Raw genomic sequence first — 22,325 nt, 5'->3', positions numbered from 1 at the left:
TGCGCAAAAAATAGCGAAAAACACCACCAAGCGCAAACATCTTCGCAAAGACGTTCGGCCAGTTTTGTGGTCTCATTCATTAAGCCAGAAAATTCGCAAAACGTCGGAGGAGACACGGATGCGCGTCGGCTGCCCGAAGGAAATCAAGAATCATGAATACCGCGTCGGCCTGACACCGGGCTCCGTGCGCGAATATGTGGCGCACGGACACGATGTGCTCGTGGAAGCCGGCGCTGGTGCCGGCATCGGTGCCGACGACAACGCCTACCGTGCAGCCGGCGCCACCATCGCCAGCTCGGCCGAAGAGGTTTTCACCAGGTCGGACATGATCGTTAAGGTCAAGGAGCCGCAACCCTCGGAATGGGTGCAACTCCGCGAAGACCAGATCCTCTACACCTATCTCCACCTGGCGCCCGATCCGGATCAGACACGCGGCCTGGTCGATTCCGGCGTCACTGCCATCGCCTACGAGACCGTCACCGACGCGCGCGGTGGGCTTCCACTTCTCGCTCCGATGTCCGAGGTCGCGGGCCGCCTTGCCATCCAGGCAGGCGCCACCGCGCTTCAGAAAGCCAATGGTGGACGCGGCGTGCTGCTTGGCGGCGTGCCCGGCGTTCTGCCCGGCAAGGTTGCCATCATCGGCGGCGGCGTGGTGGGCCTCAATGCGGCCAAGATGGCGGTCGGCCTCGGTGCCGATGTGACGATCATCGACCGCTCCATCCCCCGCCTGCGCGAGCTGGATGACATCTTTAACGGCCGCGTCCACACGCGCTATTCCACCGTCGAGGCACTTGAGGAAGAGTGCTTCTCCTCCGATGTCATCGTCGGTGCCGTGCTCATTCCGGGCGCTGCAGCGCCCAAGCTGGTCACCCGCGAGATGCTTTCGGGCATGAAGAAGGGCACCGTGCTGGTCGACGTCGCCATCGATCAGGGTGGCTGCTTCGAAACCTCGCATGCGACCACCCATTCTGACCCCACATACGAGGTCGACGGCATCATCCACTATTGCGTGGCCAACATGCCGGGCGCCGTTCCCGTCACCTCCGCGCATGCGCTGAACAACGCCACGCTGCACTATGGCCTTCAGCTTGCCGACAAGGGCCTCAAGGCACTCGTCGACGATCAGAACCTGCGCAATGGCCTGAACGTCCACAAGGGCCGCATCACCAATCAGGCCGTTGCCGAAGCGTTGGGCTACGAAATGGCCGAGCCAAAATCCGCGCTCGCCGCCTGAGAATAAACACTCTGCCTCCAACGTTGCCCGCCGGAAACGGCGGGCTTTTTTTTCGAGAGGCGTTCGGCGTGAGTGCGATCAGGCCCGGTCTATGCGCACCTGGTAGCAGTTGTATTGCGCGGAACGCATATGCAGATAGGCAATATCTTCACGCTGCAGGAGTTCGTGCGCCCGCGTACAGATATCCTGTTTTGGCGTCACCGCTCCCGTACCGTAGACGATGCGGTCGTCATGACCGTAGCCGCGCAGCAGCCACTCCGTGCGGGCACGAAACAGCGCGGGCATGACATCGCTGTCCGGCGCCCGTTCGCATTCCTCCGCACACAGGAAAACCGGCCCGGTCTCGGCATAGGGCTGGGTTTGCGGAAACGGCCGATACGCCAGGGTAAGATAGGGCGTGCCCTCGGGTACCGAACGCAGGCAATGGCGACAGGGAACACCGCTGCCGTCCGATAGTCTTCGTTCGGGCTTCATCCCATAAGCATCGGGCGCGCCATTGCGAAAAGCTTTCGCTTCATCGCTCCCCATGGCCACAAACTTGATCAATCCCATGACTGGTCTCCTTCAAAGCTGATGGAGACCAGTTTGCCTGCCGGAACCGCAGCTTCCACCCGATTCCGGCCAAATTCCCCTGTCAGCGCCCAATTCCCCTGTCAGCGCCCAATTCCCTCGTCAGCGAAGGAAATCGTCGATGCGCCGCAGCGTGACGCGCCGGTTGCGCCAGTTCTCATGGGGCGTGGGCACCAGAAGAAACTCCTCGCCATAGCCCACCGTTTCCAGCATGCGTGCGGGCACGCGGAACTCCCGCACCAGAACGCGCCGCAGCGAGGCGGCCCGGCGCTCGGAGAGCTGCTGGTTATAGCCGAAAGACCCGACCGCATCGGTGTGTCCTTCAAGAAGCACCACTGTTCCCGGCCGGCGGCGACGCAGCCGATGCAGCGCATCGGCGATCTCCTCCACCTTGCGGAACTGCGAATAGGGTATTTCGGCCGAATCGAAGCCGAAATTGATCGCCTGAATGTCAATCGAGGGCGCCCGGCGGCGCAGGTCCGGCCGGCGTTTCAGTTCGCGCACCGTCACCCGGTCCTGCGGGCGCACGCGCTGCGCCGGAGCAGCTTCGAGGCTCCGCTGGATGCGTGACGCCGAGGGCATGGAAGATTGCGCCATGGCCGCACCCGGCATCAGCGATGCCGCGATGACTGCGCCCAGCATTTGACGGCGGTTCAGCATGGAAGGCTCCTTTCGGGAAACGGTTCGTCGATTGCCCGCATCTTCATGCGGTGCGGCTGAATTGACGATGAACGCGCCGTTGCCCCGCTTTCAGCTTTCCCTGCCCGTCGCCACGGGAGTGTCTTCGCGTCCGCCCCATTCGCTCCATGAACCGTCATAGAGCCGGTTATTTGTATGTCCGACCGTTTCCAGCGCCAGCGTGATCACCGCTGCCGTCACGCCCGAACCGCACGACGTCACCACAGGCCGGTCGAGATCAAGCCCCGCCTGCGCGAACAGCGCCCGCAGGTCCTCCGGCGCAAGAAGCCTGCCATCGCGCGAAAGAGCCGAGGCCGGCACATTGCGTGCGCCCGGCATGTGTCCGGACCGCATCCCTGCGCGCGGTTCCGGATCTTTCCCCGTAAACCGGCCCGCCGGCCGCGCATCGGCAATCTGCGCCGATCCGTCCTCGACAACCCCTCGCACGGCCTTGATGTCTGCGACGCGCGTATCATCGAATGAGGCATTGAAAACCGTGGGCGCAATCCTGGTTGGCTCGTTTGTCAGCGCCCTGCCCTCGGCCCGCCATCCATCTATACCGCCCTCCAGCACCCGCACATCCTTTGCCCCCATCACCCGGAACATCCACCACACGCGCGGCGCGGAGAACAATCCCGGTCCGTCATAGACGATGATGGTATCGCTCTCCGAAATCCCCATCGCGCTCGCATGACGCTGAAAGGTGGCGGCATCCGGCAAGGCATGGGGCAGGTCGGAATCTGGATCCACCACCGCGTCCTGATCAAAAAACACGGCACCGGGGATATGCCCCGCCTCATACTCCGCCTTCGCGTCCCTGCCCTGCGCCTGCAGATACCAGGACGCATCGACAATGGAGAGACCGGGCTGGCCAAGCCGCTCCTCCAGCCACGCGGACGAAACAGTAAAAAGGCTGGTCTCGCTCATCTGATCCTCGCAATCCTGGAGCACTTTGCAGTCAGGTAGCAGCACCTGACATCCGCATGAATGCGGAAAAACAGACAGACTGAGCGGAGCAACGTTTCCATGAAACGAGGAACCGCTCTAACTCGCCGGCAATGAGCCGAAACGAATGCGGAAGCGACGGTTCTCCCGCCCCTTCTTCTCGATCTTTCCGATATGAATCTCTCCCACTTCGGCAGTGCTTGCCACATGCGTGCCGCCGCAGGGCTGGCTGTCGACAACCGCCTCCTCGCCGATGCACACGAGCCGGATGCGTCCTGCCCCCCGCGGCGGGCGCACATTCTTCGATTTCACCAGGCCGGGATTGGACTCCAGTTCTTCCTCGCTGATCCACCGCGTGAAAACAGGATGGTCCCCGTTGACCAGTTCCATCAGCCTGATGGTGACCTCTTCCTTGGTGACATTCGCATCCGGGAGATCGAAATCCACCCGCGAATCCGCCTCGTTCACCGAGGCGCCGGTGATCGGAAACGGACAGATAACGCTCAGAAGATGGCAGGCCGTGTGCATGCGCATAAGCTTGAAACGGCGCTCCCAGTCGATCGCCAGCTGAAGCGTCTCGCCCAGTTCAGGCAGAACCTGCTCGGCTGCCGGAACGTGATGATCTCATCCTTCGTCTCGCCCGTCACCGTCGCCGCGATCTCGATGGTCGAACCGTCTTCGCGGGTAAGGCGCCCTGTGTCGCCCGGCTGACCACCAGACGTGGCATAAAACATCGTCCGGTCGAGCAGGATGCCGCCGCGATCGTTGATGCCCACGACACGCGCCGCTCCATCCCGCAAATAGGCATCGTCACGAAAAAGCGCTTCCGTCTGCGCCATCAGGCCACCTCCTCGAACGGAACGTCGATTTCCGGCGTTCTTTCCATCCAGCCGGGCACCGGCAGGCCTTTTTCACGCAGGAAAGACGGATTGAACAGCTTGGACTGATAACGCGTACCATAGTCGCACAAGAACGTCACAATGCGATGCCCGGGTCCGAGTTCGCGTGCCAGGCGAATGGCGCCGGCAATGTTGATTCCTGACGACCCGCCGAGGCACAGCCCCTCCTCCTGCACCAGGTCGAAGACGATCGGCAGCGCCTCCTCATCCGGTATCTGATAAGAAAAGTCGGGTGCAAACCCGTCCAGATTGGCCGTGATGCGCCCCTGCCCGATGCCTTCCGTGATCGACGTCCCTTCAGACTTCAGTTCGCCATCGGTGTAATAGCTGAAGAGTGCTGCCCCCATCGGGTCGGCAAGCGCCACCTTCACATCCTTGTTTTTGTGGCGCAGACCTTCCGCAACGCCGGCAAGCGTGCCGCCCGTGCCGACAGCCGAAACGAAACCATCGATCTTTCCGCCCGTCTGTTCCCAGATTTCGGCTGCCGTCTTTTTCACATGGCCTTCGCGGTTGGCCACATTGTCAAACTGGTTCGCCCAGATGGCCCCGTTCGGGTCCGATTTTGCGATCTGTTCTGCAAGGCGTCCCGAAACCTTCACATAGTTGTTCGGGTTCCTGTAAGGCACGGCCGGAACTTCGATCAGTTCGGCTCCAAGCACCCGGAGCGCATCTTTCTTTTCCTGGCTCTGGGTTTCAGGGATGACGATCACAGTACGATATCCCAGCGCTTGGCAACCACGGTCAGGCCGATGCCCGTATTCCCTGCCGTCCCCTCGACAATGACGCCGCCCGGCCTCAAAAGCCCTCGCTTTTCCGCGTCGCGGATGATGAAGAGCCCTGCACGATCCTTGACGGACTGGCCCGGATTCATGAATTCGGCCTTGCCGAAAATCTCGCAGCCTGTCTCCTCCGAGGCCCGCTTCAGGCGGATCAGCGGGGTATTGCCGATGGCATCCACAACCGAGTTTTTCATGGCGTCCTCTTTCGATTTTTGCGGAGGTTAGAAAGCCCGCCCGAGGGTTGCAAGGAGGGATTTTTCACAACGGGCCAAAAGCGCGCAAAGCTGTCGCGTATTGCATGGCAAAGCGAACCTTTTCGGTGTGTACTGTCCACAAGGTGCTTTTCTTCGCGCCGACCGCCCGATAAACCTGCCCCAGAACTGGAGAGGGATTGGAATGGCGCTTTACCGGGCCAGTCCACAGGATGGCGTAGCATGGATCACCGGTGCCAGCACCGGGATCGGGCGTGCGCTCGCCATCCGCCTCGCCCGCAAGGGCTACACGGTTGCAGCCACCGCACGTGCAGAAGACGGCCTCTCCTCCATAACGCGGGAGGCAGAGCATCTCGACGGTCGGATTTTCGTCTTTCCCTGCGACGTGATGAACGAAGCTGCGATGGAACGCACCGTTTCCCAGATCGAAAAGAACCTCGGTCCCATAGCTCTCGCCGTGTTCAACGCCGGAACCTATCTGCCGGTGCGCGGTGACCGGCTGGAAACAACCAACTTCGTCCGCAGCTATCAGATCAACGTGTTCGGGACGCTGAACGGACTTGTGCCGGTCTCCGATCGCATGCGTGAGCGCGGTTTCGGGCAGATCGCCGTGATGGGGTCGGTCACGTCGTTTTTCGGCATGCCGTCAGCCGCTGCCTACGGGTCGACAAAGGCTGCCTTGAACAATCTTGTCGAGGGGCTGCGCTACGATTTCGAAAAACTCAACATCCGCACCCAGATCATCAATCCGGGATTTGTCGCCACACCGCTCACCGACAAGACAGATTTTTCGATGCCCGCGCTTCTCACCGCATCGGAAGCGGCCCGCCGCATTGACAGAGGTCTCCACAAAAGCGGTTTCGAAATCGCTTTCCCAAAACGCCTTGTCTGGCCGCTGAAATTCCTGCGCCTCTTTCCGGCGTCCTGCATATTTCACATTATGTATCGCCTGACAGGCTGGAACAGGCGCACCCTCGGGCCACGCAGGAAAACAGGGAAAAGCGCCCGGGCCAGATCCTGACCCTGGAGCATTTATGCGGAAATACAGACAGATAGCGTGGAGCGGCGTTTCCGTAGGACGGTGAAACGCTCTAACTGCCGTGCGCGCGCTCCATCTCAGGCGGTGCGTCTTTGCAGACCAGGTAGATGGCCAGCGAAAGAGCGATCAGGAAGGCATAGAAAATGAACAGGGTCTGATATGCGGCCACCGGATCACCCGGCACGGTGGATGCCGACACGACACCGCCCGTCAGAAACTGCATCACGCCAGCGCCTCCCACGGAAAAGAAGTTCAGGAGGGTCACACCGCGCCCCGTCAGATGGGCCGGCACAAAGGCCCGGCCATGCGCCATCAGCAGGCCATAACTCGCGCCGCACAGACCGATGACGACGAGCACGGCCGTGGTCGTGACAATGGAAGAAACGGGCACAACCGCCAGAATCAATATGGCGAAGAGACCGATGAGATTGCCGCCGACCGCCACCCATTTGCGTGTCCGGAAAAAAACATCCAGCGGTCCATAGACAAAACTGCCCGCAGACATCGCAAGAGCCATGAACAGCGTCGCCTGTCCGATCATCAGCGCGTCCGCACCGTAGACATCGGCAAGATAGGGGCCTGCCCAAAGGCCGCGAATCCCCGCAGCCGGTGCATAGTTCAGCGCAGTCAGAGGCAGGATAGGCCAGAGCACGCGAAGGCTCAGAAGTTCACGGTAGCCATTGAACCCGAGCCCCTTGTCCCGCTCGCTCTCGCCTGCCGGTTCGGGGTCGCGCACGAGAAACTGGATGGCGATGCCGGTCAAGATCGTGAAGAACGCCAGCCCCCCCATGACACTCCGCCAGCCAAATGCTTCCGCCGCCGCCGCCATGGGCGCAGAGCCCACCACATTGCCAAGCGTGCCAAAGGCGATCAGCCAGGAGATCAGGATGGTGAGCCGCCCCGCCGAAAAGGACTTTGCGAAGATGAAAACAGAAGCCATCAATACGGCGGAACAGCCGGCGCCGTTGAGCGCCATGGCGAGAATGATCGTTTCCGGCGTTGACGCAAAAGCGAACATCAGCGCTCCGCCCCCACCGCAAACCGTCAGCAGAAACGCTGCCGTGCGGCGCGGGCCATAGCGGTCGAGTGAAACGCCGACGACGAACTGCATCAGGGCGAACACAACGAACCACGCCCCCGAAGCCATGGAGAGCTCCGCCTTCGTGGCGCCCAGCTCGGTTGTCAAAGCCGGTGTCAGAACAGCCAGAAACGACCGGTAGAATTGCGACAGGACATATCCGATCGCCAGTGCCGCAAGACCGATCATCGTTTCGCCATGTCCTCCCGCTCTGGCAACAACGCCAGACAGTTCTGGCCTAACGGAACGGACGACCGGCGACAATTGGGCCAGACCGGCCTATCGGCCGATCAGCTCATGTCGAAAGCCGGGAAATGAAGCTTATGCAGCACGTGCGCCGGGTCGCCTGTTCCGGTTCCGGCGCCGACGGCGAACAGGCTTGTCCCCCTCATTCTGCCGCTGCTCGGCCTGTTGCTGCGGTTTCGCAGCGGGCCGCTTCGGCTTGCGGTTTTCACCGCCCCTGGAGGGCTTTGGCGCATTGCGGCGCTCGCCGGCGTTGTTGGCGGGGGCCGGACGCACCGGATCGGGTTCCGATGTATGGTCCGCCGTCACCGGCAGCCGCATGCGGATGATCTTCTCCACCGCCTTCAGCTTGTCGGTCTCGCCGGGATCACACAGGGTCACCGCCTCGCCCGAGGCCCCGTTTCGGCCCGTGCGTCCAATGCGATGCACATAGCTTTCCGGCTGGTCCGGCAGATCGAAGTTCACCACGTGGCTGATGCCCGGAACGTCGATCCCGCGCGCCGCAATATCGGTCGCCACGAGAATGCGCACCGATCCATCACGAAAGCCGTTCAGCGCGCGCTGGCGCGCATTCTGCGACTTGTTGCCGTGAATGACCGCAGCCTCGAACCCGTCACGCTCAAGGTCGCGTGTCACGCGGTCCGCGCCATGTTTGGTGCGCGCGAACACGATCACTGAACGCATGGCCTCATCGGCCAGCATGTCGGAGAGGATCTTGCGCTTCTGCTTGGTGCGCGCCATCACCAGATGCTGGGTGATCTCACCGGCCGTGGTCGACTGTTTGGCGATCTCCACCCGCAGGGGATCGTTGAGCAGGCTCTGGGCAAGCCCTTCCACTTCCTTCGGCATGGTTGCCGAGAAGAGTGCCGTCTGGCGGGCCGGGTGCGTGGCCCGCGCGATGCGGCGCACATCGTTGATAAAGCCCATGTCGAGCATGCGGTCGGCCTCGTCGAGCACCAGCCAGCGCGTCTCGGCCAGCGAAAGCTCGCCCGAGCGCACGATGTCCGTCAGCCGGCCCGGTGTCGCAACCAGAATGTCAACGCCCTGGGCAAGGCGCTTCACCTGGCTGTTGCGGGAGACCCCGCCCAGGACCAGCGCCGTGGCCAGATGCGCGTGGCGCGAAAGTTCACGCACCACATCGTCGATCTGAACCGCCAGTTCCCGCGTCGGACACAGGATGAGCGCGCGCGCGGTCTTGCGCACACGTTTGGAGCCGAGCGCGATGATCTGCGAGAGAATGGGCAGCGAGAAGGCTGCCGTCTTGCCCGATCCGGTCTGCGCAATGCCCAGCACGTCGCGCTTCTCCAGCATGGCCGGAATGGCTTTTTCCTGGATCGGCTTCGGGGTCACAAACCCCACGTCTTCGGCCGCCTTCAACAGCGCGCCTGAAATTCCCAGTTCTGCGAAACCGATCTGTTTCGCATTGTTGTCATTGGTCAATTTACAATCTTTCCCATGCCGGCGCCCGCAGGCGCCGCAAATGATATGTGGCAGGGCGCAACCTGCCGAATAAATGTTTGGATGAACGACAAGACGACGGGGGTGCCCCGTGCGGCTGCGCTGTCGCGCCGGCGATGCCGGCTTAAGCTCTCGCCCGCAGGCGATGGCTTCAGACGCAACCAGTCCCTTTAGAAAGCCGGCATTGCCGACCCATGCGTCTCGGCGTCATATGGCTATCTGCCGGCAAAGTGCAATCGCTAATTTGTGCGACGCAACCGCTCACCCATCACGGGCAAGCCTTCTGAGCGCCAGCATGCTGCGCCAGTTGCGGCCGGTCATCTCCAGTTTCAGGGTTCGCTCCATCCTGGGCGCGAAGCGCGACTGCCCCATGCCATCGGGTGTATAGAGATAGAGCGTGCGCCCGTTGATACGAAACTCTTCCGTGCCAGTCGCCAGTGCCTTGAGCGCTTGCACTCTTTCGAGTTCAGGTTCGCGTTCCATCGCATAAACATGCACACAGGTCGGTGCATTCTCGGCTTGCGGAAACGGGTTGCCGGCGATCATCGCCTCCCATTCGTCGAGGCTGCGCACCATGATCGCCTTCTGGAAGCCCATGCGCGTATTCGCGAGGTCGGAAACGCGCCTACGCACATCCTCTTCACCGGAGGTCGCCGTCAGCACGGCGTTGCCGCTGTTGATGTAGGTCGCTACCCCGGAGAAGCCACCCTCACCCAAAACCTCTCGCAACTCCTTCACGGGCAGCTGTGTTGCACCACCCACCCCACGAAAGAGCACAATGAACCGCGTTTTGGACACTTTCGCCCCTCAGATGATCAGTCCCGCAATCGTATCGTTGTCTGTTATGTCCTGATAGGCCCAGCCGGCCGCGTCAAACCGCCCTGTCAGAACATCGAAATTGGCACGGTTCCTGGTCTCGATGCCAATCAGAACCGAGCCGAAATTCCGCGCCGACTTCTTGAGATACTCGAACCGCGTGATGTCGTCTTCCGGTCCCAGAAGGTCGAGGAAATCGCGCAGGGCGCCGGGGCGCTGCGGGAAGCGGAAGATGAAGTACTTCTTCAACCCTTCGAAACGCAGCGCCCGTTCCTTCACGTCCGGCAGACGCTCGAAGTCGAAATTCCCCCCCGACACAACGGCAATCACCGTGCGCCCCTCAAGCTCCTTCGGCGCAAAATCCTTCAGCGTGTCGATGGCCAGTGCTCCCGCTGGCTCCAGCACCACGCCCTCAATGTTCAGCATTTCGATCATCGTCGCGCACAGCCGGTTTTCCGGCACGAGATGCACGGCATCGGCGTCAAACGTCTTGAGATGCGAAAACGGCGCCGCGCCGATCTCGGCCACCGCCGCCCCGTCGACGAAATTGTCCACCCTGTCGAGCCGCACCTGTCGGTCCTGCACCAGCGCCTGCTGCAGGCTCGCCGCCCCTTCCGGCTCGGCAAAGGCAAAGGAGCCCGCTTCCCCACTGGCCGTGAGATAGCGCGTCACACCGGAAGCAAGACCGCCGCCGCCCACCGGCAGGATCACCAGGCTATCGTCCATGCGCGCACCGTCGAACGCCTGGATCTGCTCGGCAATCTCGCGCGCCACCGTTGCCTGCCCCTCGATGATGTCGGAGTGGTCGAAGGGCGGCACCATGGCGCCACCGCTCTCCTCGGCAAACGCCAGCGCGGCCCTGTAGCAATCGTCGAAGAAGTCGCCGATCAGCCGGATCTCAACGAAATCTCCGCCAAAAATACGCGTTTTGTCGATTTTCTGCTGCGGCGTCGTCACCGGCATGAAAACGACACCCCTGCAGCCAAAATGACGGCAGACATAGGCAAATCCCTGAGCATGATTGCCGCTGAGGCGCAGACGAATGTACGCCCTGTCCCGCCCTGCGCCATCGCCTTGCGGAAGAAATTGAATGCGCCGCGAATCTTGTAGGATCGGACCGGCGTCAGGTCCTCGCGTTTCAGGAAGACCCGCGCCCCGGTCTTCTTGGAGAGATAGTCGTTCTCCTGAAGAGGCGTTTCGGCAAACAGCGACCGCAGCGCGCCAGCCGCCTCTGCCACCGCGTCCACGAATTCGCTATCACCCGATGCTGCACTCATGCTCTCTTGCCTATCCAGTCCTTGTGTCCTACGGGCTATTGCATATCGGGGCGCGGGACGCCACTCTCGCGCCAGGGAGGGGGATCGCTTCCCGAACAACAGACGCTTTTCTGAGCAGCCTGAGGTTCAGTCCTTGCAATATCTCGCTGTACGCGCCGCACTGCACATTGCGGCGGTCTTTGCCATCTATCTCTCGGCCGCCATGCTCATCCCGGCAGCCGTGGATCTATATTACGGCAATGACGACTGGCAGGTTTTCGCCTTTTCCGCACTCTTCACCGGCGGGCTCGCCATCGGCGTATCACTTGCCACCCAGGGGCGCGCGCCCGTCATCTCCTCCCGCTTCGGCTTCCTTGTCGTCAATCTGTTGTGGATGACGGCCTGCATCGCCGGCGCCGTCCCGATGCTTGCCTCTTCGGTGGAGTTCAGCGTCGCCGATGCATTTTTCGAATCCGTCTCGGGCGTCACGGCGACAGGTGCAACGGTGATCGTCGGCCTCGACAGCATGCCGCCGGGCCTGCTCGTCTGGCGCTCCATCCTGCAATGGATCGGCGGCCTCGGCGTGATCGCACTGGGCCTCTTCGTCCTGCCGTTCCTGAATGTCGGCGGCGTTTCCTATTTCCGGATCGAATCCTCGGACATCGAAGATCGCCCCTTCGACCGCTTCTCGACCTTTGGTCTGGGTCTCATCAGCATCTATTCCCTGCTCACGCTCGCCTGTGCCATCGCTTATGCTGCAGCCGGCATGCGCGCCTTCGATGCGGTCAACCACGCTCTGACAACCATCGCAACGGCGGGCTTTTCCACCCACGACGCCTCCATGGGCTATTATGCCGACAATCCGGCGGTGCTCTGGATCAGTACGCTCTTCATGTTCATCTCCGCGCTGCCGTTCTCCATCCTGATCCTGTTTGCGATCCGCGGGCGGCTCGATGCCCTACGTGACCCGCAAATCCGTGTTTTCGCCGGTTACGTGGTCGTGTTCGTCCTTGCCGTCGCCGTCTATCTGCGCATCGTCCACGACCACACATTTTTTGACGCCCTTACCCATTCGGCGTTCAATTTCGTGTCGATCATCACCACAACCGGCTATGCCAGCGACGACTATTCGCAATGGGGCGCCTTCGGCGTCGCCGCCGCGTTCGTTGCCATGTTTCTCGGCGGCTGTTCGGGTTCCACCACCGGCGGCATCAAGGCGTATCGCTTCCTGATCCTGTTCAAGCTTCTGGCAAACGGCCTGCGCCGGTTTGTCTACCCCAACACGATCGTCACGGTCCGCTATGGCGACCGGCCGGTGGATGACGACCTGCAACGCGCCGTCGTTCTGTTCATGTCGGCATTTCTGGTTATCTGGGCGGTCATCATCCTGCTGCTTGCCGCCACCGGGCTCGATTTCGTGACCGCCATTTCCGCCGCGCTGACCGGGCTGACCAATGTCGGCCCCGGTCTTGGTCAGGTCGTTGGTCCCGCCGGCAGCTTTGCGCCGGTTCCGGATCTTGCCAAATGGATCATCGCCTTCGCGATGCTGATGGGGCGGCTGGAAATTTTGGCGGTTCTCGTCATCTTCACGCCGGTTTTCTGGGAAAGATAGCCTTCCATCCGCAAGCTCTTTCCTCTTAAAACAAATGCCGGGCCACACGCTGGCGGTCCGTGAGCCACGAACAGGGTCGTTGTAGAATGCCGTTCCACAAGTTTCAGCATCTGTTCGTCCTTCTCCTTGTTGCGCTGATTGCCGGCTGCGCAAATCCGCATCCCTCGCGTCTGATCGCTGAAACGATTGCGCCTGCACGCGCGGACCAGATTGCGGGAACTCACGGCATTTTCATTGCCACCAACCGGATGCAGGCGGAGAAGCCGGGTGAACTCTTTGCTGGTGGACGTGCGCCCGATCCGGCATTCGCAAAGGTGGAGATCACCGTTCCCGCCGTGCACGAAACCGGCAAGATGGAGCTTGCTCCCAATCCCAGGGTTGCCGATCCGGCCCGTTATTTCGCCGCCCGCCGCGCCATTCTCTTCGCCGGGGAAAACGATTTCGAGACTGCGCTCAGGAACGATATCGCCGCGCATAGCGGACGCGCGCTTGTGTTCATCCACGGCTACAACACCGGCTTCGACGAAGCCGTCTATCGCGCCGCGCAGATCTTTCACGATTCAGAGTATACGGGTACGCCGATCCTGTTTTCCTGGCCGTCAGCCGGCCGCACGATCGATTATGTCTACGACAGCAACAGCGCCACATCGGCCCGCGATGCGCTGGAAGGAACGCTGCGCACACTCGCCCGCGCGGGAGCCCGGCGCATCGATGTGGTGGCGCACTCCATGGGCAGTTGGGTCACCATGGAGGCGCTGCGCCAGCTCGCCATTTCCGGCGACCGCGATCTCGGCGGAAGGCTGGCCGACGTCGTTCTCGCCTCGCCCGATATCGACATAGACGTCTTCAAGGGACAGATGCGGCGCTATGGCGTGCCGGAGCGCCCCTTTGCCGTCCTCACGTCGCAGAACGACCGGGCGCTGACACTGTCCGGCTTTATCGCAGGCAATCAGCCCCGGCTCGGCGACTATCGCAATGCAGAAGATCTCACGGGCCTCGGTGTAACAGTCATCGACGTGACAAAGGTCTCTTCGGGCGACTGGCTGAACCACACGAAGTTTGCCGAAAACCCCGTTCTCGTGCGCCTCCTCGGCGAGCGTCTTTCAAGCGAAGGCGAGTTGAACGAAGGCAATGAGGATGTTGTTGTCGGTCAGGTCGAAAACCTGGTCCGCGGGCTCGGGCAGACATTCGGCTCGGCGGCCGACATCGTCATCACCACACCGCTCAGTGTGATCGAACTCGCCACCGGCCAGGGACGGCGGCGCTGATTTCCTTCACCTGGGGCACCGGATACATCGGACCGAAAAGCGATATCCGGCTTTCGGGCTATTCCGATGCTCCATCAATAATTTAGAGTGGCCTCTGTGCGTCCGGTGAACAACTTCCTGAAAGCTCACATCTAGAGAAAGAGGTCGACCTTGCGGAAATTCGACACGTCGATGATGCCCGTGTCGGATATCCGAAGCTCGGGGATCACCACCAGCGCCAGAAGCGAGTGCTGCATATAGGCGTTGTTGAGTGTGCAGCCCATCTCGCGCATGGCCCCGGTCAGCTTCGCCGCCTTCTGCGCCACCACTTCGGCCCGCTCGTCCGACATCAGCCCTGCAATCGGCATCTCGACCAGCGCCAGTTCGCGCCCCTTTGAGAAAAGCACCACGCCACCGCCGACTTCGCCCAGCCGGTTGGCAGCTTTCGCCATGTCTTCCTTGTTGGTGCCCACAACGATTATGTGGTGTGAATCATGCGCCACCGACGAGGCCATCGCACAGTCCTGCATATAGCCAAAACCCGAGACGAAACCGTTCGTCACCTGCCCCGTGCCGCGATGCCGTTCCACCAGCGCGATCTGGCAGACATCGTTGCGCCGGTCCATGGCGACAACGCCGTCCTCGACACCGAGCTCGGCTTCGAGCGCCCGCGTCGGTGCCTGGTTCTCAATCACACCGATCACCCGCGCCCGCACATGGTTCGCGCCTTCGGGTGCTGCAATGTCGAAATCCTCTGCCGCAAGCTCCTCGCCGAGCCGCACCGTGTTCTTCGCCTTCGCTGGGTAATCGTAAGCGGGAATGTCCGCTTCGAGCCGGCCGCTCCGCGCCAGCCTCACACCCCGCGCGAACACCTCGTCAATCGCAAGTTCGGCGAGGTCCGACACGATGAGGAAATCCGCCCGTCGCCCCGGCGCGATGGAGCCCAGTTCGCGCTGGAGGCGAAAATGCTCGGCCGCGTTGATCGTTGCCATCTGGATCGCCGTCACCGGCTTCAGCCCCTGGGCAATCGCGTGCCGCACCACGCGGTCCATATGTCCATCATTGACCAGCGTTCCAGAATGGCTGTCGTCGGTGCACAGAATGAAATTGCGCGGATCGAGCCCCTGCTCCGTAACCGCCTTGATCTGGCTTGCCACATCGTACCAGGCAGAGCCAAGCCGGAGCATGGCCTTCATGCCTTGCCTTACACGCGCAATCGCATCCTCGGCACGCGTGCCCTCATGGTCGTCCTCCGGCCCACCTGCCACATAACCGTGGAACGGCAGACCAAGATCCGGCGAGGCATAATGCCCGCCAACCGTCTTGCCAGCCTTCACAGTCGCAGCAATCGCGCCCGTCATCGTCGCGTCATTCGCCGCAACGCCCGGAAAATTCATCACCTCGCCGAGGCCAATGATGTTCGGCCAGTCCATGGCTTCCGCCACATCCTCGGCTGTAAGTTCGGCTCCCGCATTCTCAAGCCCCGGCGCCGAAGGCACGCAGGACGGCATCTGCACAAATACGTTGATCGCCTGCGCCATGGCCTCGTCATGCATCAGCCGCACACCGTCGAGGCCCAGAACATTGGCGATTTCATGCGGATCGATAAACATCGAGGTCGTGCCATGCGGGATCACGGCGCGGCAAAATTCCGTCACCGTCACCATTCCGCTTTCCACATGCATGTGCGCATCGCATAGCCCTGGAACCAGATAGCGCCCCATCGCGTCGACCACCTTGGTCTTCTCACCGATGGCGTGGCTCGCATCCGGCCCGCAATAGGCAAAACGCCCCGCCACGATGGCAATATCTGTCGCGGGGATTACTTCGCCCGAATGGACATTCACCCAGCGCCCGTTGCGCACCACCAGATCGGCCGGTCGGCGTCCCATGGCCACATCCACCAGAAGCGGCGCGACCGCGTGCCATGGCTTGAGTTCGGTGGACTGCACGGGCTTGGTATCGGGCATGATATCCTCCTGATGGAGGATCCACTTTGGCAAACCCGCGTCTTCCACGCCAGCCTGTTTCAGCAGAAAGGTCTGTCAGCGCGCAATCATATCCCAGGCAGCAATGGCGCTGTCGACCACCCGTTCAAGCTCGTCGGATGTAGCCCCATCCCGCGCCCGGATTGAAAGCCCGTGCATTACGGTTGCGTAGAAAGCCGCAACACTGCTCGGATTCGCGCTTTCAGGCACGTCCCCATCGGCAATGCCGCGCTCCACGCGGCGGCGAAAACCCTCTTCGCTGTCACGCCTGTTCTCGGCCAGAAAGCGGCAGACAGGGTTGTTCTCCGGCGCTCCGGCAAGTGCTGAGATCACCACCATGCAACCACGCGGATTATCGGGATTTGTATAGCTTTGTGCATTGACACGCAGCGCAGCCTCGATGGCGATACGCGCCGTGCTCCCATTCTGCAGGGCTTCGCCAACAGGCGCGCCCTCCTCGCGCTCGTAGAGCTCAATCGCTTCACGAAACAGCGCCTCTTTGCAGCCGAAAGCTGCGTAAAGGCTGGGTTTGTTGATGCCCATTGCCTCGGCGAGCTCATTCATCGAAGCGCCTTCATATCCGCACGACCAGAACACCCGCATCGCCTGATGCAGCGCTTCGTTCCTGTCAAATGCTCTGGGCCTGCCGCGTCCAGCCATCTCGAATACCTTTTGTACCAAGCCGTAAATAATTTCCTTGACCCGATTTCTCAAGCCTGACTATTTTTATAACGATCGGTACATAAATAGGAGAACGACATGACCGGAACGGAAATCAACCGGGATCTGCAGGGCAAGGCAGCCCTCATCACAGGGGGCAGCCGCGGCATTGGAGCGGCCATCGCCAGGCGTCTTGCAGTGCGCGGCGCAGACGTCGCAATCACCTATGCGGCAAGTGCTGCAAAGGCTGAAGGCATTGTGGCGGAGATAGAGGCCATCGGTGCTCGCGGCCTCGCCATTCAGGCTGATAGTGCCGATCCGCAGGCTGTCACCGCTGCGGTCAACACCGCCGCCGAGACCTTCGGCCGGCTCGATATTCTTGTGAACAACGCAGGCATCTTCCCCTACGGCCCGCCGGAGGCCGTCACCGTGGAAGAGATCGACCGCACAATCGGCATCCACGTGAAGGGCGTATTCGTCGCCTCACAGGCAGCCCTTTCGCACATGCGCGAAGGCGGGCGGATCATTTCCATTGGTTCCTGTTTCGCCCAGCGTGTTCCCCATGGCGGTGTCACGCTCTACTCCATGAGCAAATCAGCGCTCATCGGGTTCACCAAGGGGCTCGCCCGCGATGTCGGCGCGCGTGGCATCACCGTCAATGTGGTGGATCCAGGCTCCACCGACACCGACATGAACCCCGCCGACGGGCCAGGTGCGGACGGGCAGCGCGCCCTGAACGCGGTGGGCCACTATGGCGCGCCGGATGATATCGCCGCCATGGTCGCCCACCTTGCCAGTCCTGAAGGTCAGTATATCACCGGCGCTTCGCTGGCCGTTGATGGCGGCAGCAACGCCTGAGGAAGCACCGCCCTGTCTCAATAGGCGACGGTGAAGCGGGCGCGGCGGTGTCGCGCCTCTTCCGCCTCATCCACCAGCGCGACGGCAAAATCCTCCATGGAAATCGCGGACCGCCCGGCCAAATCGAGCAACAATTCCCCCGCACCGAGCCGATATCGACCGGTCCGCTCGCCCGGTTCCAGCAGCGCCGGCGGGCAAAGATAGGTCCAGTCCACATCGTCGGCCTCCTGGCAACGCCGGTATTGGTCAAGGCTTGCCTGTGCGATTGGGCGGATCGCCGGCGGTACGAAGCGTGGATCATCCAGCACAAGGCCGCCATCGGAATCCGGCACGGCGAGGCAAGCCGCCCCGCCCACCATGATCAGCCTGGCGGAACTGCCCTTGAGTCCGGCCAGAATCCCATCCGTCATCGCGGCATGATCGCCTTCATGTCCGCCTGCCGGCCGTGTTGCGGCGATAAGCAGATCATGTTCCCGCGCCAGCCGCGCGATTGCATCTGCGTCGCTCACATCCGCAACCACGATCGCCGCGCCTTCAGGCACATTCGTCACACGTTTCCTGTCCCGCACTACGGCCGTCACCCGATAGCCACGCGCAAGCGCTTCGGCCGCCGCGCGACAACCCACATTTCCATTCGCACCAAGCACGGCGATCCGCATGATCGTCCTCCAGAATTGAGTGTTTTGAGATTTGAAGAAGGGTGCAGCCAGCGTCAGCCAGTCTGCCCAACGGGCCGGGAGGCAACGCCCGAGCCACGCTTCAAAAGGGTCACGATAGCGGCAATCACCATCAGGCTGCCCGGCAGCCAGTGCCAGCCGATCAGTTGCGGCCGGGTCACGAAGAGCACCACCATGGAAACGAAGGGCACGAGATAGCTGTAGGCCGTCACCGCACCCGGCGTCAGCACACCCGTGCCGCGCTGCATGAGCCAGAAGGTCACGCCGCTTGAAAAGACGCCGAGATAGGCAACGAGAAGGATATCGCCCATCTGCATCCGCGAAAGCGCATCGACCGGCTCGAAAGTCACACCGGCCAGCGCGATCAGCACACCGCCGCCGGCGAGGCTCCAGAAAGTACGCGCCGCCGCATCCTTCGAAAGCAGGTTCCGCGCCAGCCCCCATTTGGAAAGCACGGGGTAGAGCGCAGACGCAATGCAGCCCACAAAGAACAGCACCTCGTTCCAGCCGAACTGCAACTGGGCGAGGTCGCCGCCCGTCTGCGCCATGGCCAGCGCCAGCGCACCGAGAGCCCCAAGCCCCAGAATGGCCAACAGCCCGCCCGCACGCGGCTCGACGCCCAGCATCCGCCCCAGCCCGTAGGCAATCAGAGGCATCGTCACAAAAAGCGCCGACATGGAAAGCGCGGTCACCCGATGCGCAGCCCAGAACATGATGCCGAAAAATCCCGCAAGGCAGAGCCCCATCACCGCGTAGAGCGCAAGGGCCGGCAGGCTCGGCCGCCAGTCCTCGCGTCCGCGCACCATCGGCACCATGGCGAGTGCCGCGATGGCGAAACGCAGCGCCGTCAGAAGCAGCGGCGGCAAGTCGTCGGACAGGAACCCGACCGCGGGGAACGAGGCCCCGACGATCAGCGCCCACAAAAGCATGCCCAGATGGGCACGCATCACACTCTGCTCCCTGTCAATCGCCACGGGTCACCTGCCTTTCAGAACTCTATCGGCGTCGAACATGAAGGCATAGCTAGTTCATTGCGATCCGATTGATAATATGCGACTCAGACGAATGACTATTGACTTACAGTGTTGAATTATGGATCGCCTCACCGCCCTCACCGTGTTCCGAACGGTCGTTGAACTTGGCAGCTTCGCCGAGGCTGCGCGGCGCCTGCGCCTGTCCCCCGCGGCCGTCAGCAAGAACATCAGAGAGCTGGAAGCGCATCTCGCCGTCCGTCTCATCAACCGCACGACGCGTCGCATGAGCCTCACAGAGGCAGGCGCGCTCTATCACAAACGCATCGCCGGCATTCTCGACGATCTGGAGGAGGCCGACGCCACCCTTGGGCCGCTCCAGCAGGAGCCACGCGGTCTCCTGCGCGTCAGCGCCCCCATGGCGGCGAGCCTCGTCGCCCTGTCGGCATCAATCCCGCGCTTTCTCGAACGCTATCCGGAGATAACCCTCGACCTGAGGCTCGACGACCGCCGCGTCAACATTGTCGAGGATGGTTTCGACCTGGTCATTCGCGGCAGCGACCGGCTGGAAAATTCGAGCCTGATCGCCCGCACGCTGCTCATCCTCGATCACGTCCTGTGCTGCGCGCCCGCCTATCTCGAAAGCAACGCACCACCCGCCGCACCGGAGGAGCTGCGCCGCCACGAATGCGTGCAGTTCACGCTTTCAGGCCACGCGGACGAATGGACTTTCCACAAGGCCGGCCGCAGCGTCAGCGTGCCGGTCAACGGCCGCTACAAAGTCACCTCGAGCCTCGCCGTGCGCGATGCGCTGCGCGCCGGGTTCGGCGTAAGCCTTATTCCGAGACTTTATGTGCAGGACGACCTCGCCTCCGGCCACCTCGTCCCGCTTCTCGCCGACTGGACACCGATGAACACCACACTCTACGCGATCTACCCCTCCGCCCGCCATGTGCAGGCCAAGGTGCGTGCGTTCCTCGACTTCCTGGTAGAAACGCTCCCCGCCCGAGCTGTCTGACTGTCCACGCCGCGCGCGTCTGCAGTGCGCGCCCAAACCTGTTATGAGAGAATAACCACCCGATTCTCCCGACAGGACCGCTGTGACCGCTGACCCGACGCATATCCTCAAGACCGTTTATGGATACGAAGCCTTTCGCGGCCGCCAGGCCGAAATCGTCGATCACGTCATCGCCGGCAACAACGCCTTCGTTCTGATGCCGACAGGCGGCGGCAAGTCGCTCTGCTATCAGATCCCTGCACTCTGCCGCCCGGGCCTGGGCCTCATCATCTCGCCGCTCATCGCCCTCATGGCCGATCAGGTGGCCGCGCTTAAACAGGCCGGCGTGCGGGCCGCCGCGCTCAACTCCAACCTGCCGCCCGAAGCCCGCCAGGCCATCTGGCGCGCGATGGGAAACGGCTCCCTCGACATCCTCTACGTTTCGCCGGAAACCCTGCTGCGCCCGGCGGTTCTCGACCGGCTCAAACAGGTCAGACTCTCGCTCATCGCCATCGACGAGGCACACTGCCTTTCCCAGTGGGGCCATGATTTCCGCCCCCATTACCGTCAGCTCGATGCACTGGTCGAAGAGTTTCCGGACACGCCGCGCATGGCGCTCACCGCCACGGCCGACGCGCCCACCCGCGCGGAAATCATCGCCCATCTGGGCATTGCCGGGCTCGACAGCTTCATCGCCGGGTTCGACCGCCCCAACATCAACTACGCCATTGAGGAAAAGGACAATCCGCGGCGTCAGCTCCAGCGGTTCCTTGAAAAGCACAGGGATGAGAGCGGCATCGTCTACTGCCTTTCCAAGCGCAAGACCGACGAAACCGCCGCCTGGCTTCAGTCGGAAGGCTACAACGCGCTTGCCTACCACGCCGGCATGGATCGCGAGGCGCGTGAGGCCAACCAGACCCGATTCCAGCGCGAGGAAGCAGTCATCATGGTCGCCACCATTGCCTTCGGCATGGGCATCGACAAGCCGGATGTGCGCTTCGTAGCGCATCTCGATCTGCCCGGCAGCATTGAAGCCTACTATCAGGAGACGGGCCGCGCCGGTCGTGACGGCCTGCCTTCCGAAGCCATGATGCTCTATGGTTTCGACGACATTGCGCTGCGCCGCCGCTTCATTGAGGAGTCCGACGCATCAGACCAGCGCAAGCGTATGGAGATGCAGAAGCTCGACGCGCTTCTCGGTCTGGCCGAAACGGCCCAGTGCCGGCGCCAGGTCCTGCTCAACTATTTCGGCGACGATTGCGAGCCCTGCGGCAACTGCGATACCTGCGCCAGTCCGCCAGAGCGCTTCGACGGCTCCATCGCGGTGCAGAAAGCGCTCTCATGCATCTACCGGACAGGCGAACGCTTCGGGCAGGCCTATATCGTCTCCGTGCTGCTCGGCGCGGAGGACGAACGCATCACCCGTTTCGGGCACGACCAGATCTCCACCTATGGCATCGGCAAGGAGCACGATCAGCGCACCTGGCGCTCCATCCTGCGCCAGATGGTCGCCCACGGCTTCGTCGATGTGGATTTCAGCGGCCATGGCGGCCTCTCGATTTCCGAGCGCGGCGCGCGGTTTCTGCGTGAAAAGCCAACGATGATGCTGCGTGTTCCCCGCCCGGCGACAAAGGGCAGGAGCCGCCGTTCTTCCGGCAGCGAAGCTGCCAGCGCCCTCGCCCCGGCAGATGCCGAGCTCTTCAAGGCGCTGCGTGAAAAGCGCATCGAGATTGCCCGCGCGCAGAACCTGCCGCCCTATGTCATCTTCCACGACCGCACGCTGATCGAACTGGCCACCGCCCGCCCCGTATCCCGCAGCGCCATGGCCGGAATTTCCGGCATCGGAGAGGCCAAGCTCGACCGATATGGCGAAGCTTTCTGGACGTCATCGCCAGCTATCGCTAAGAAATCACTTCCGCGAGAAGAAGCGAAACATAAGAATTTTATTGATTTAAGTAATTGTCTGTCGACTTGGGTCTCGGTATATTTTGTAAATCATGGGTATTTTGGGCTCGGGCAGCAAAACACTGTCTGTCATAAATGCATAAGACCATCGCGTCGCATCATAATGCGACCTGTATAGGATCCTGAGATTTCAGGAAGGGCAT

Annotated in this window: 17 protein-coding genes and 3 pseudogenes; 7 read left to right on the top strand and 13 right to left on the bottom strand. The window is 62.0% G+C overall.

All coding sequences use genetic code 11. From position 1 onward, the window contains the following. Positions 1 to 118 precede the first annotated feature (118 nt). Positions 119 to 1,234: an alanine dehydrogenase gene (gene ald, locus JCM21793_RS08845; protein WP_025030153.1), complete on the top strand. Its 1,116-nt coding sequence runs from the start codon at positions 119 to 121 to the stop codon at positions 1,232 to 1,234. A gap of 78 nt (positions 1,235 to 1,312) precedes the next feature. On the opposite strand, the gene JCM21793_RS08840 is transcribed toward ald, so the two are convergent. From JCM21793_RS08840 to JCM21793_RS24935, 5 genes and pseudogenes are all read right to left on the bottom strand, one after another. Continuing rightward, positions 1,313 to 1,786 (bottom strand): DUF1203 domain-containing protein, encoded by a 474-nt coding sequence (locus JCM21793_RS08840; RefSeq protein WP_007008272.1) that lies wholly within the window; start codon positions 1,784 to 1,786, stop codon positions 1,313 to 1,315. 120 nt (positions 1,787 to 1,906) lie between these two features. After that, positions 1,907 to 2,464 carry an OmpA family protein gene (locus JCM21793_RS08835; RefSeq protein WP_007008273.1) on the bottom strand — a complete coding sequence of 186 codons (558 nt, stop codon included), beginning with the start codon at positions 2,462 to 2,464 and terminating at the stop codon, positions 1,907 to 1,909. Between the two features lie 90 nt (positions 2,465 to 2,554). Continuing rightward, positions 2,555 to 3,409, bottom strand: a complete 855-nt coding sequence (sseA, locus tag JCM21793_RS08830; protein WP_025030152.1) for a 3-mercaptopyruvate sulfurtransferase — start codon at positions 3,407 to 3,409, stop codon at positions 2,555 to 2,557. 117 nt (positions 3,410 to 3,526) lie between these two features. Continuing rightward, a pseudogene (locus JCM21793_RS24940) lies at positions 3,527 to 4,266 on the bottom strand (alanyl-tRNA editing protein). Further along, positions 4,266 to 5,299: pseudogene (locus JCM21793_RS24935) on the bottom strand (cysteine synthase A). The pseudogenes JCM21793_RS24940 and JCM21793_RS24935 overlap by 1 nt, the downstream one beginning before the upstream one ends. A 202-nt stretch (positions 5,300 to 5,501) precedes the next feature. On the opposite strand from JCM21793_RS24935, the gene JCM21793_RS08815 reads away from it, so the two are divergent. Then, positions 5,502 to 6,338, top strand: a complete 837-nt coding sequence (locus tag JCM21793_RS08815; protein ID WP_007008276.1) for an SDR family NAD(P)-dependent oxidoreductase — start codon at positions 5,502 to 5,504, stop codon at positions 6,336 to 6,338. A 70-nt stretch (positions 6,339 to 6,408) separates the two neighbouring features. Here the strand turns inward: JCM21793_RS08815 and JCM21793_RS08810 are convergent, their stop codons facing one another. The 4 genes and pseudogenes from JCM21793_RS08810 to ilvA all read right to left on the bottom strand — a co-directional run bounded on the left by JCM21793_RS08810 (position 6,409) and on the right by ilvA (position 11,228). After that, entirely contained in the window at positions 6,409 to 7,623 is a 1,215-nt protein-coding gene (locus JCM21793_RS08810) for an MFS transporter (RefSeq protein ID WP_025030151.1), read from the bottom strand. A gap of 132 nt (positions 7,624 to 7,755) precedes the next feature. Next, on the bottom strand, positions 7,756 to 9,117 hold the full coding sequence (locus JCM21793_RS08805) for a DEAD/DEAH box helicase (RefSeq protein ID WP_025030150.1): 1,362 nt from the start codon (positions 9,115 to 9,117) through the stop codon (positions 7,756 to 7,758). Between the two features lie 279 nt (positions 9,118 to 9,396). After that, positions 9,397 to 9,933 carry a DUF1697 domain-containing protein gene (locus JCM21793_RS08800; protein ID WP_025030149.1) on the bottom strand — a complete coding sequence of 179 codons (537 nt, stop codon included), beginning with the start codon at positions 9,931 to 9,933 and terminating at the stop codon, positions 9,397 to 9,399. A gap of 9 nt (positions 9,934 to 9,942) precedes the next feature. Further along, a pseudogene (gene ilvA / locus JCM21793_RS24930) lies at positions 9,943 to 11,228 on the bottom strand (threonine ammonia-lyase IlvA). A gap of 133 nt (positions 11,229 to 11,361) precedes the next feature. Here ilvA and JCM21793_RS08790 point away from each other — a divergent pair. Next, positions 11,362 to 12,819 (top strand): TrkH family potassium uptake protein, encoded by a 1,458-nt coding sequence (locus JCM21793_RS08790; RefSeq protein WP_025030148.1) that lies wholly within the window; start codon positions 11,362 to 11,364, stop codon positions 12,817 to 12,819. Between the two features lie 86 nt (positions 12,820 to 12,905). Beyond that, on the top strand, positions 12,906 to 14,087 hold the full coding sequence (locus tag JCM21793_RS08785; RefSeq protein WP_007006965.1) for an alpha/beta hydrolase: 1,182 nt from the start codon (positions 12,906 to 12,908) through the stop codon (positions 14,085 to 14,087). 131 nt (positions 14,088 to 14,218) lie between these two features. Here the strand turns inward: JCM21793_RS08785 and ade are convergent, their stop codons facing one another. Both ade and JCM21793_RS08775 read right to left on the bottom strand, forming a co-directional pair. Continuing rightward, on the bottom strand, positions 14,219 to 16,036 hold the full coding sequence (gene ade / locus JCM21793_RS08780) for an adenine deaminase (protein ID WP_025030147.1): 1,818 nt from the start codon (positions 16,034 to 16,036) through the stop codon (positions 14,219 to 14,221). A 75-nt stretch (positions 16,037 to 16,111) separates the two neighbouring features. Then, complete coding sequence (locus tag JCM21793_RS08775; RefSeq protein WP_025030146.1) at positions 16,112 to 16,714, bottom strand: TetR/AcrR family transcriptional regulator; 603 nt, start codon at positions 16,712 to 16,714, stop codon at positions 16,112 to 16,114. 99 nt (positions 16,715 to 16,813) lie between these two features. On the opposite strand from JCM21793_RS08775, the gene JCM21793_RS08770 reads away from it, so the two are divergent. Further along, positions 16,814 to 17,572 (top strand): SDR family oxidoreductase, encoded by a 759-nt coding sequence (locus tag JCM21793_RS08770; RefSeq protein WP_025030145.1) that lies wholly within the window; start codon positions 16,814 to 16,816, stop codon positions 17,570 to 17,572. Positions 17,573 to 17,589: 17 nt separating this feature from the next. Here JCM21793_RS08770 and JCM21793_RS08765 read toward each other — a convergent pair whose 3' ends face one another. Together JCM21793_RS08765 and JCM21793_RS08760 are read right to left on the bottom strand one after the other, a co-directional pair. Beyond that, a complete protein-coding gene (locus JCM21793_RS08765) occupies positions 17,590 to 18,231 on the bottom strand; it encodes an NAD(P)-dependent oxidoreductase (protein ID WP_025030144.1) in 642 nt (213 codons plus the stop codon). Positions 18,232 to 18,284: 53 nt separating this feature from the next. Next, on the bottom strand, positions 18,285 to 19,223 hold the full coding sequence (locus tag JCM21793_RS08760; protein WP_244439703.1) for a DMT family transporter: 939 nt from the start codon (positions 19,221 to 19,223) through the stop codon (positions 18,285 to 18,287). A 118-nt stretch (positions 19,224 to 19,341) separates the two neighbouring features. Here JCM21793_RS08760 and JCM21793_RS08755 point away from each other — a divergent pair, with 118 nt between their 5' ends. After that, complete coding sequence (locus JCM21793_RS08755; protein ID WP_025030142.1) at positions 19,342 to 20,238, top strand: LysR family transcriptional regulator; 897 nt, start codon at positions 19,342 to 19,344, stop codon at positions 20,236 to 20,238. Between the two features lie 82 nt (positions 20,239 to 20,320). After that, on the top strand, positions 20,321 to 22,300 hold the full coding sequence (gene recQ, locus JCM21793_RS08750; RefSeq protein ID WP_025030141.1) for a DNA helicase RecQ: 1,980 nt from the start codon (positions 20,321 to 20,323) through the stop codon (positions 22,298 to 22,300). Positions 22,301 to 22,325 lie beyond the last annotated feature (25 nt).

This window comes from Nitratireductor aquibiodomus NL21 = JCM 21793, from assembly GCF_000615975.1.
GTDB classification, from domain to species: Bacteria; Pseudomonadota; Alphaproteobacteria; order Rhizobiales; family Rhizobiaceae; genus Nitratireductor; species Nitratireductor aquibiodomus.
Note: the sequence above shows the minus strand (reverse complement) of the source record. Positions and strands in the feature narration are given on the sequence as shown.

Coding starts and splice junctions, on each gene's coding strand:
- ald (WP_025030153.1), top strand. CDS start 119: ATGCGCGTCGGCTGCCCGAAGGAAATCAAGAATCATGAATACCGCGTC.
- JCM21793_RS08840 (WP_007008272.1), bottom strand. CDS start 1,786: ATGGGATTGATCAAGTTTGTGGCCATGGGGAGCGATGAAGCGAAAGCT.
- JCM21793_RS08835 (WP_007008273.1), bottom strand. CDS start 2,464: ATGCTGAACCGCCGTCAAATGCTGGGCGCAGTCATCGCGGCATCGCTG.
- sseA (WP_025030152.1), bottom strand. CDS start 3,409: ATGAGCGAGACCAGCCTTTTTACTGTTTCGTCCGCGTGGCTGGAGGAG.
- JCM21793_RS08815 (WP_007008276.1), top strand. CDS start 5,502: ATGGCGCTTTACCGGGCCAGTCCACAGGATGGCGTAGCATGGATCACC.
- JCM21793_RS08810 (WP_025030151.1), bottom strand. CDS start 7,623: ATGATCGGTCTTGCGGCACTGGCGATCGGATATGTCCTGTCGCAATTC.
- JCM21793_RS08785 (WP_007006965.1), top strand. CDS start 12,906: ATGCCGTTCCACAAGTTTCAGCATCTGTTCGTCCTTCTCCTTGTTGCG.
- ade (WP_025030147.1), bottom strand. CDS start 16,036: ATGCCCGATACCAAGCCCGTGCAGTCCACCGAACTCAAGCCATGGCAC.
- JCM21793_RS08775 (WP_025030146.1), bottom strand. CDS start 16,714: ATGGCTGGACGCGGCAGGCCCAGAGCATTTGACAGGAACGAAGCGCTG.
- JCM21793_RS08770 (WP_025030145.1), top strand. CDS start 16,814: ATGACCGGAACGGAAATCAACCGGGATCTGCAGGGCAAGGCAGCCCTC.
- JCM21793_RS08765 (WP_025030144.1), bottom strand. CDS start 18,231: ATGCGGATCGCCGTGCTTGGTGCGAATGGAAATGTGGGTTGTCGCGCG.
- JCM21793_RS08755 (WP_025030142.1), top strand. CDS start 19,342: ATGGATCGCCTCACCGCCCTCACCGTGTTCCGAACGGTCGTTGAACTT.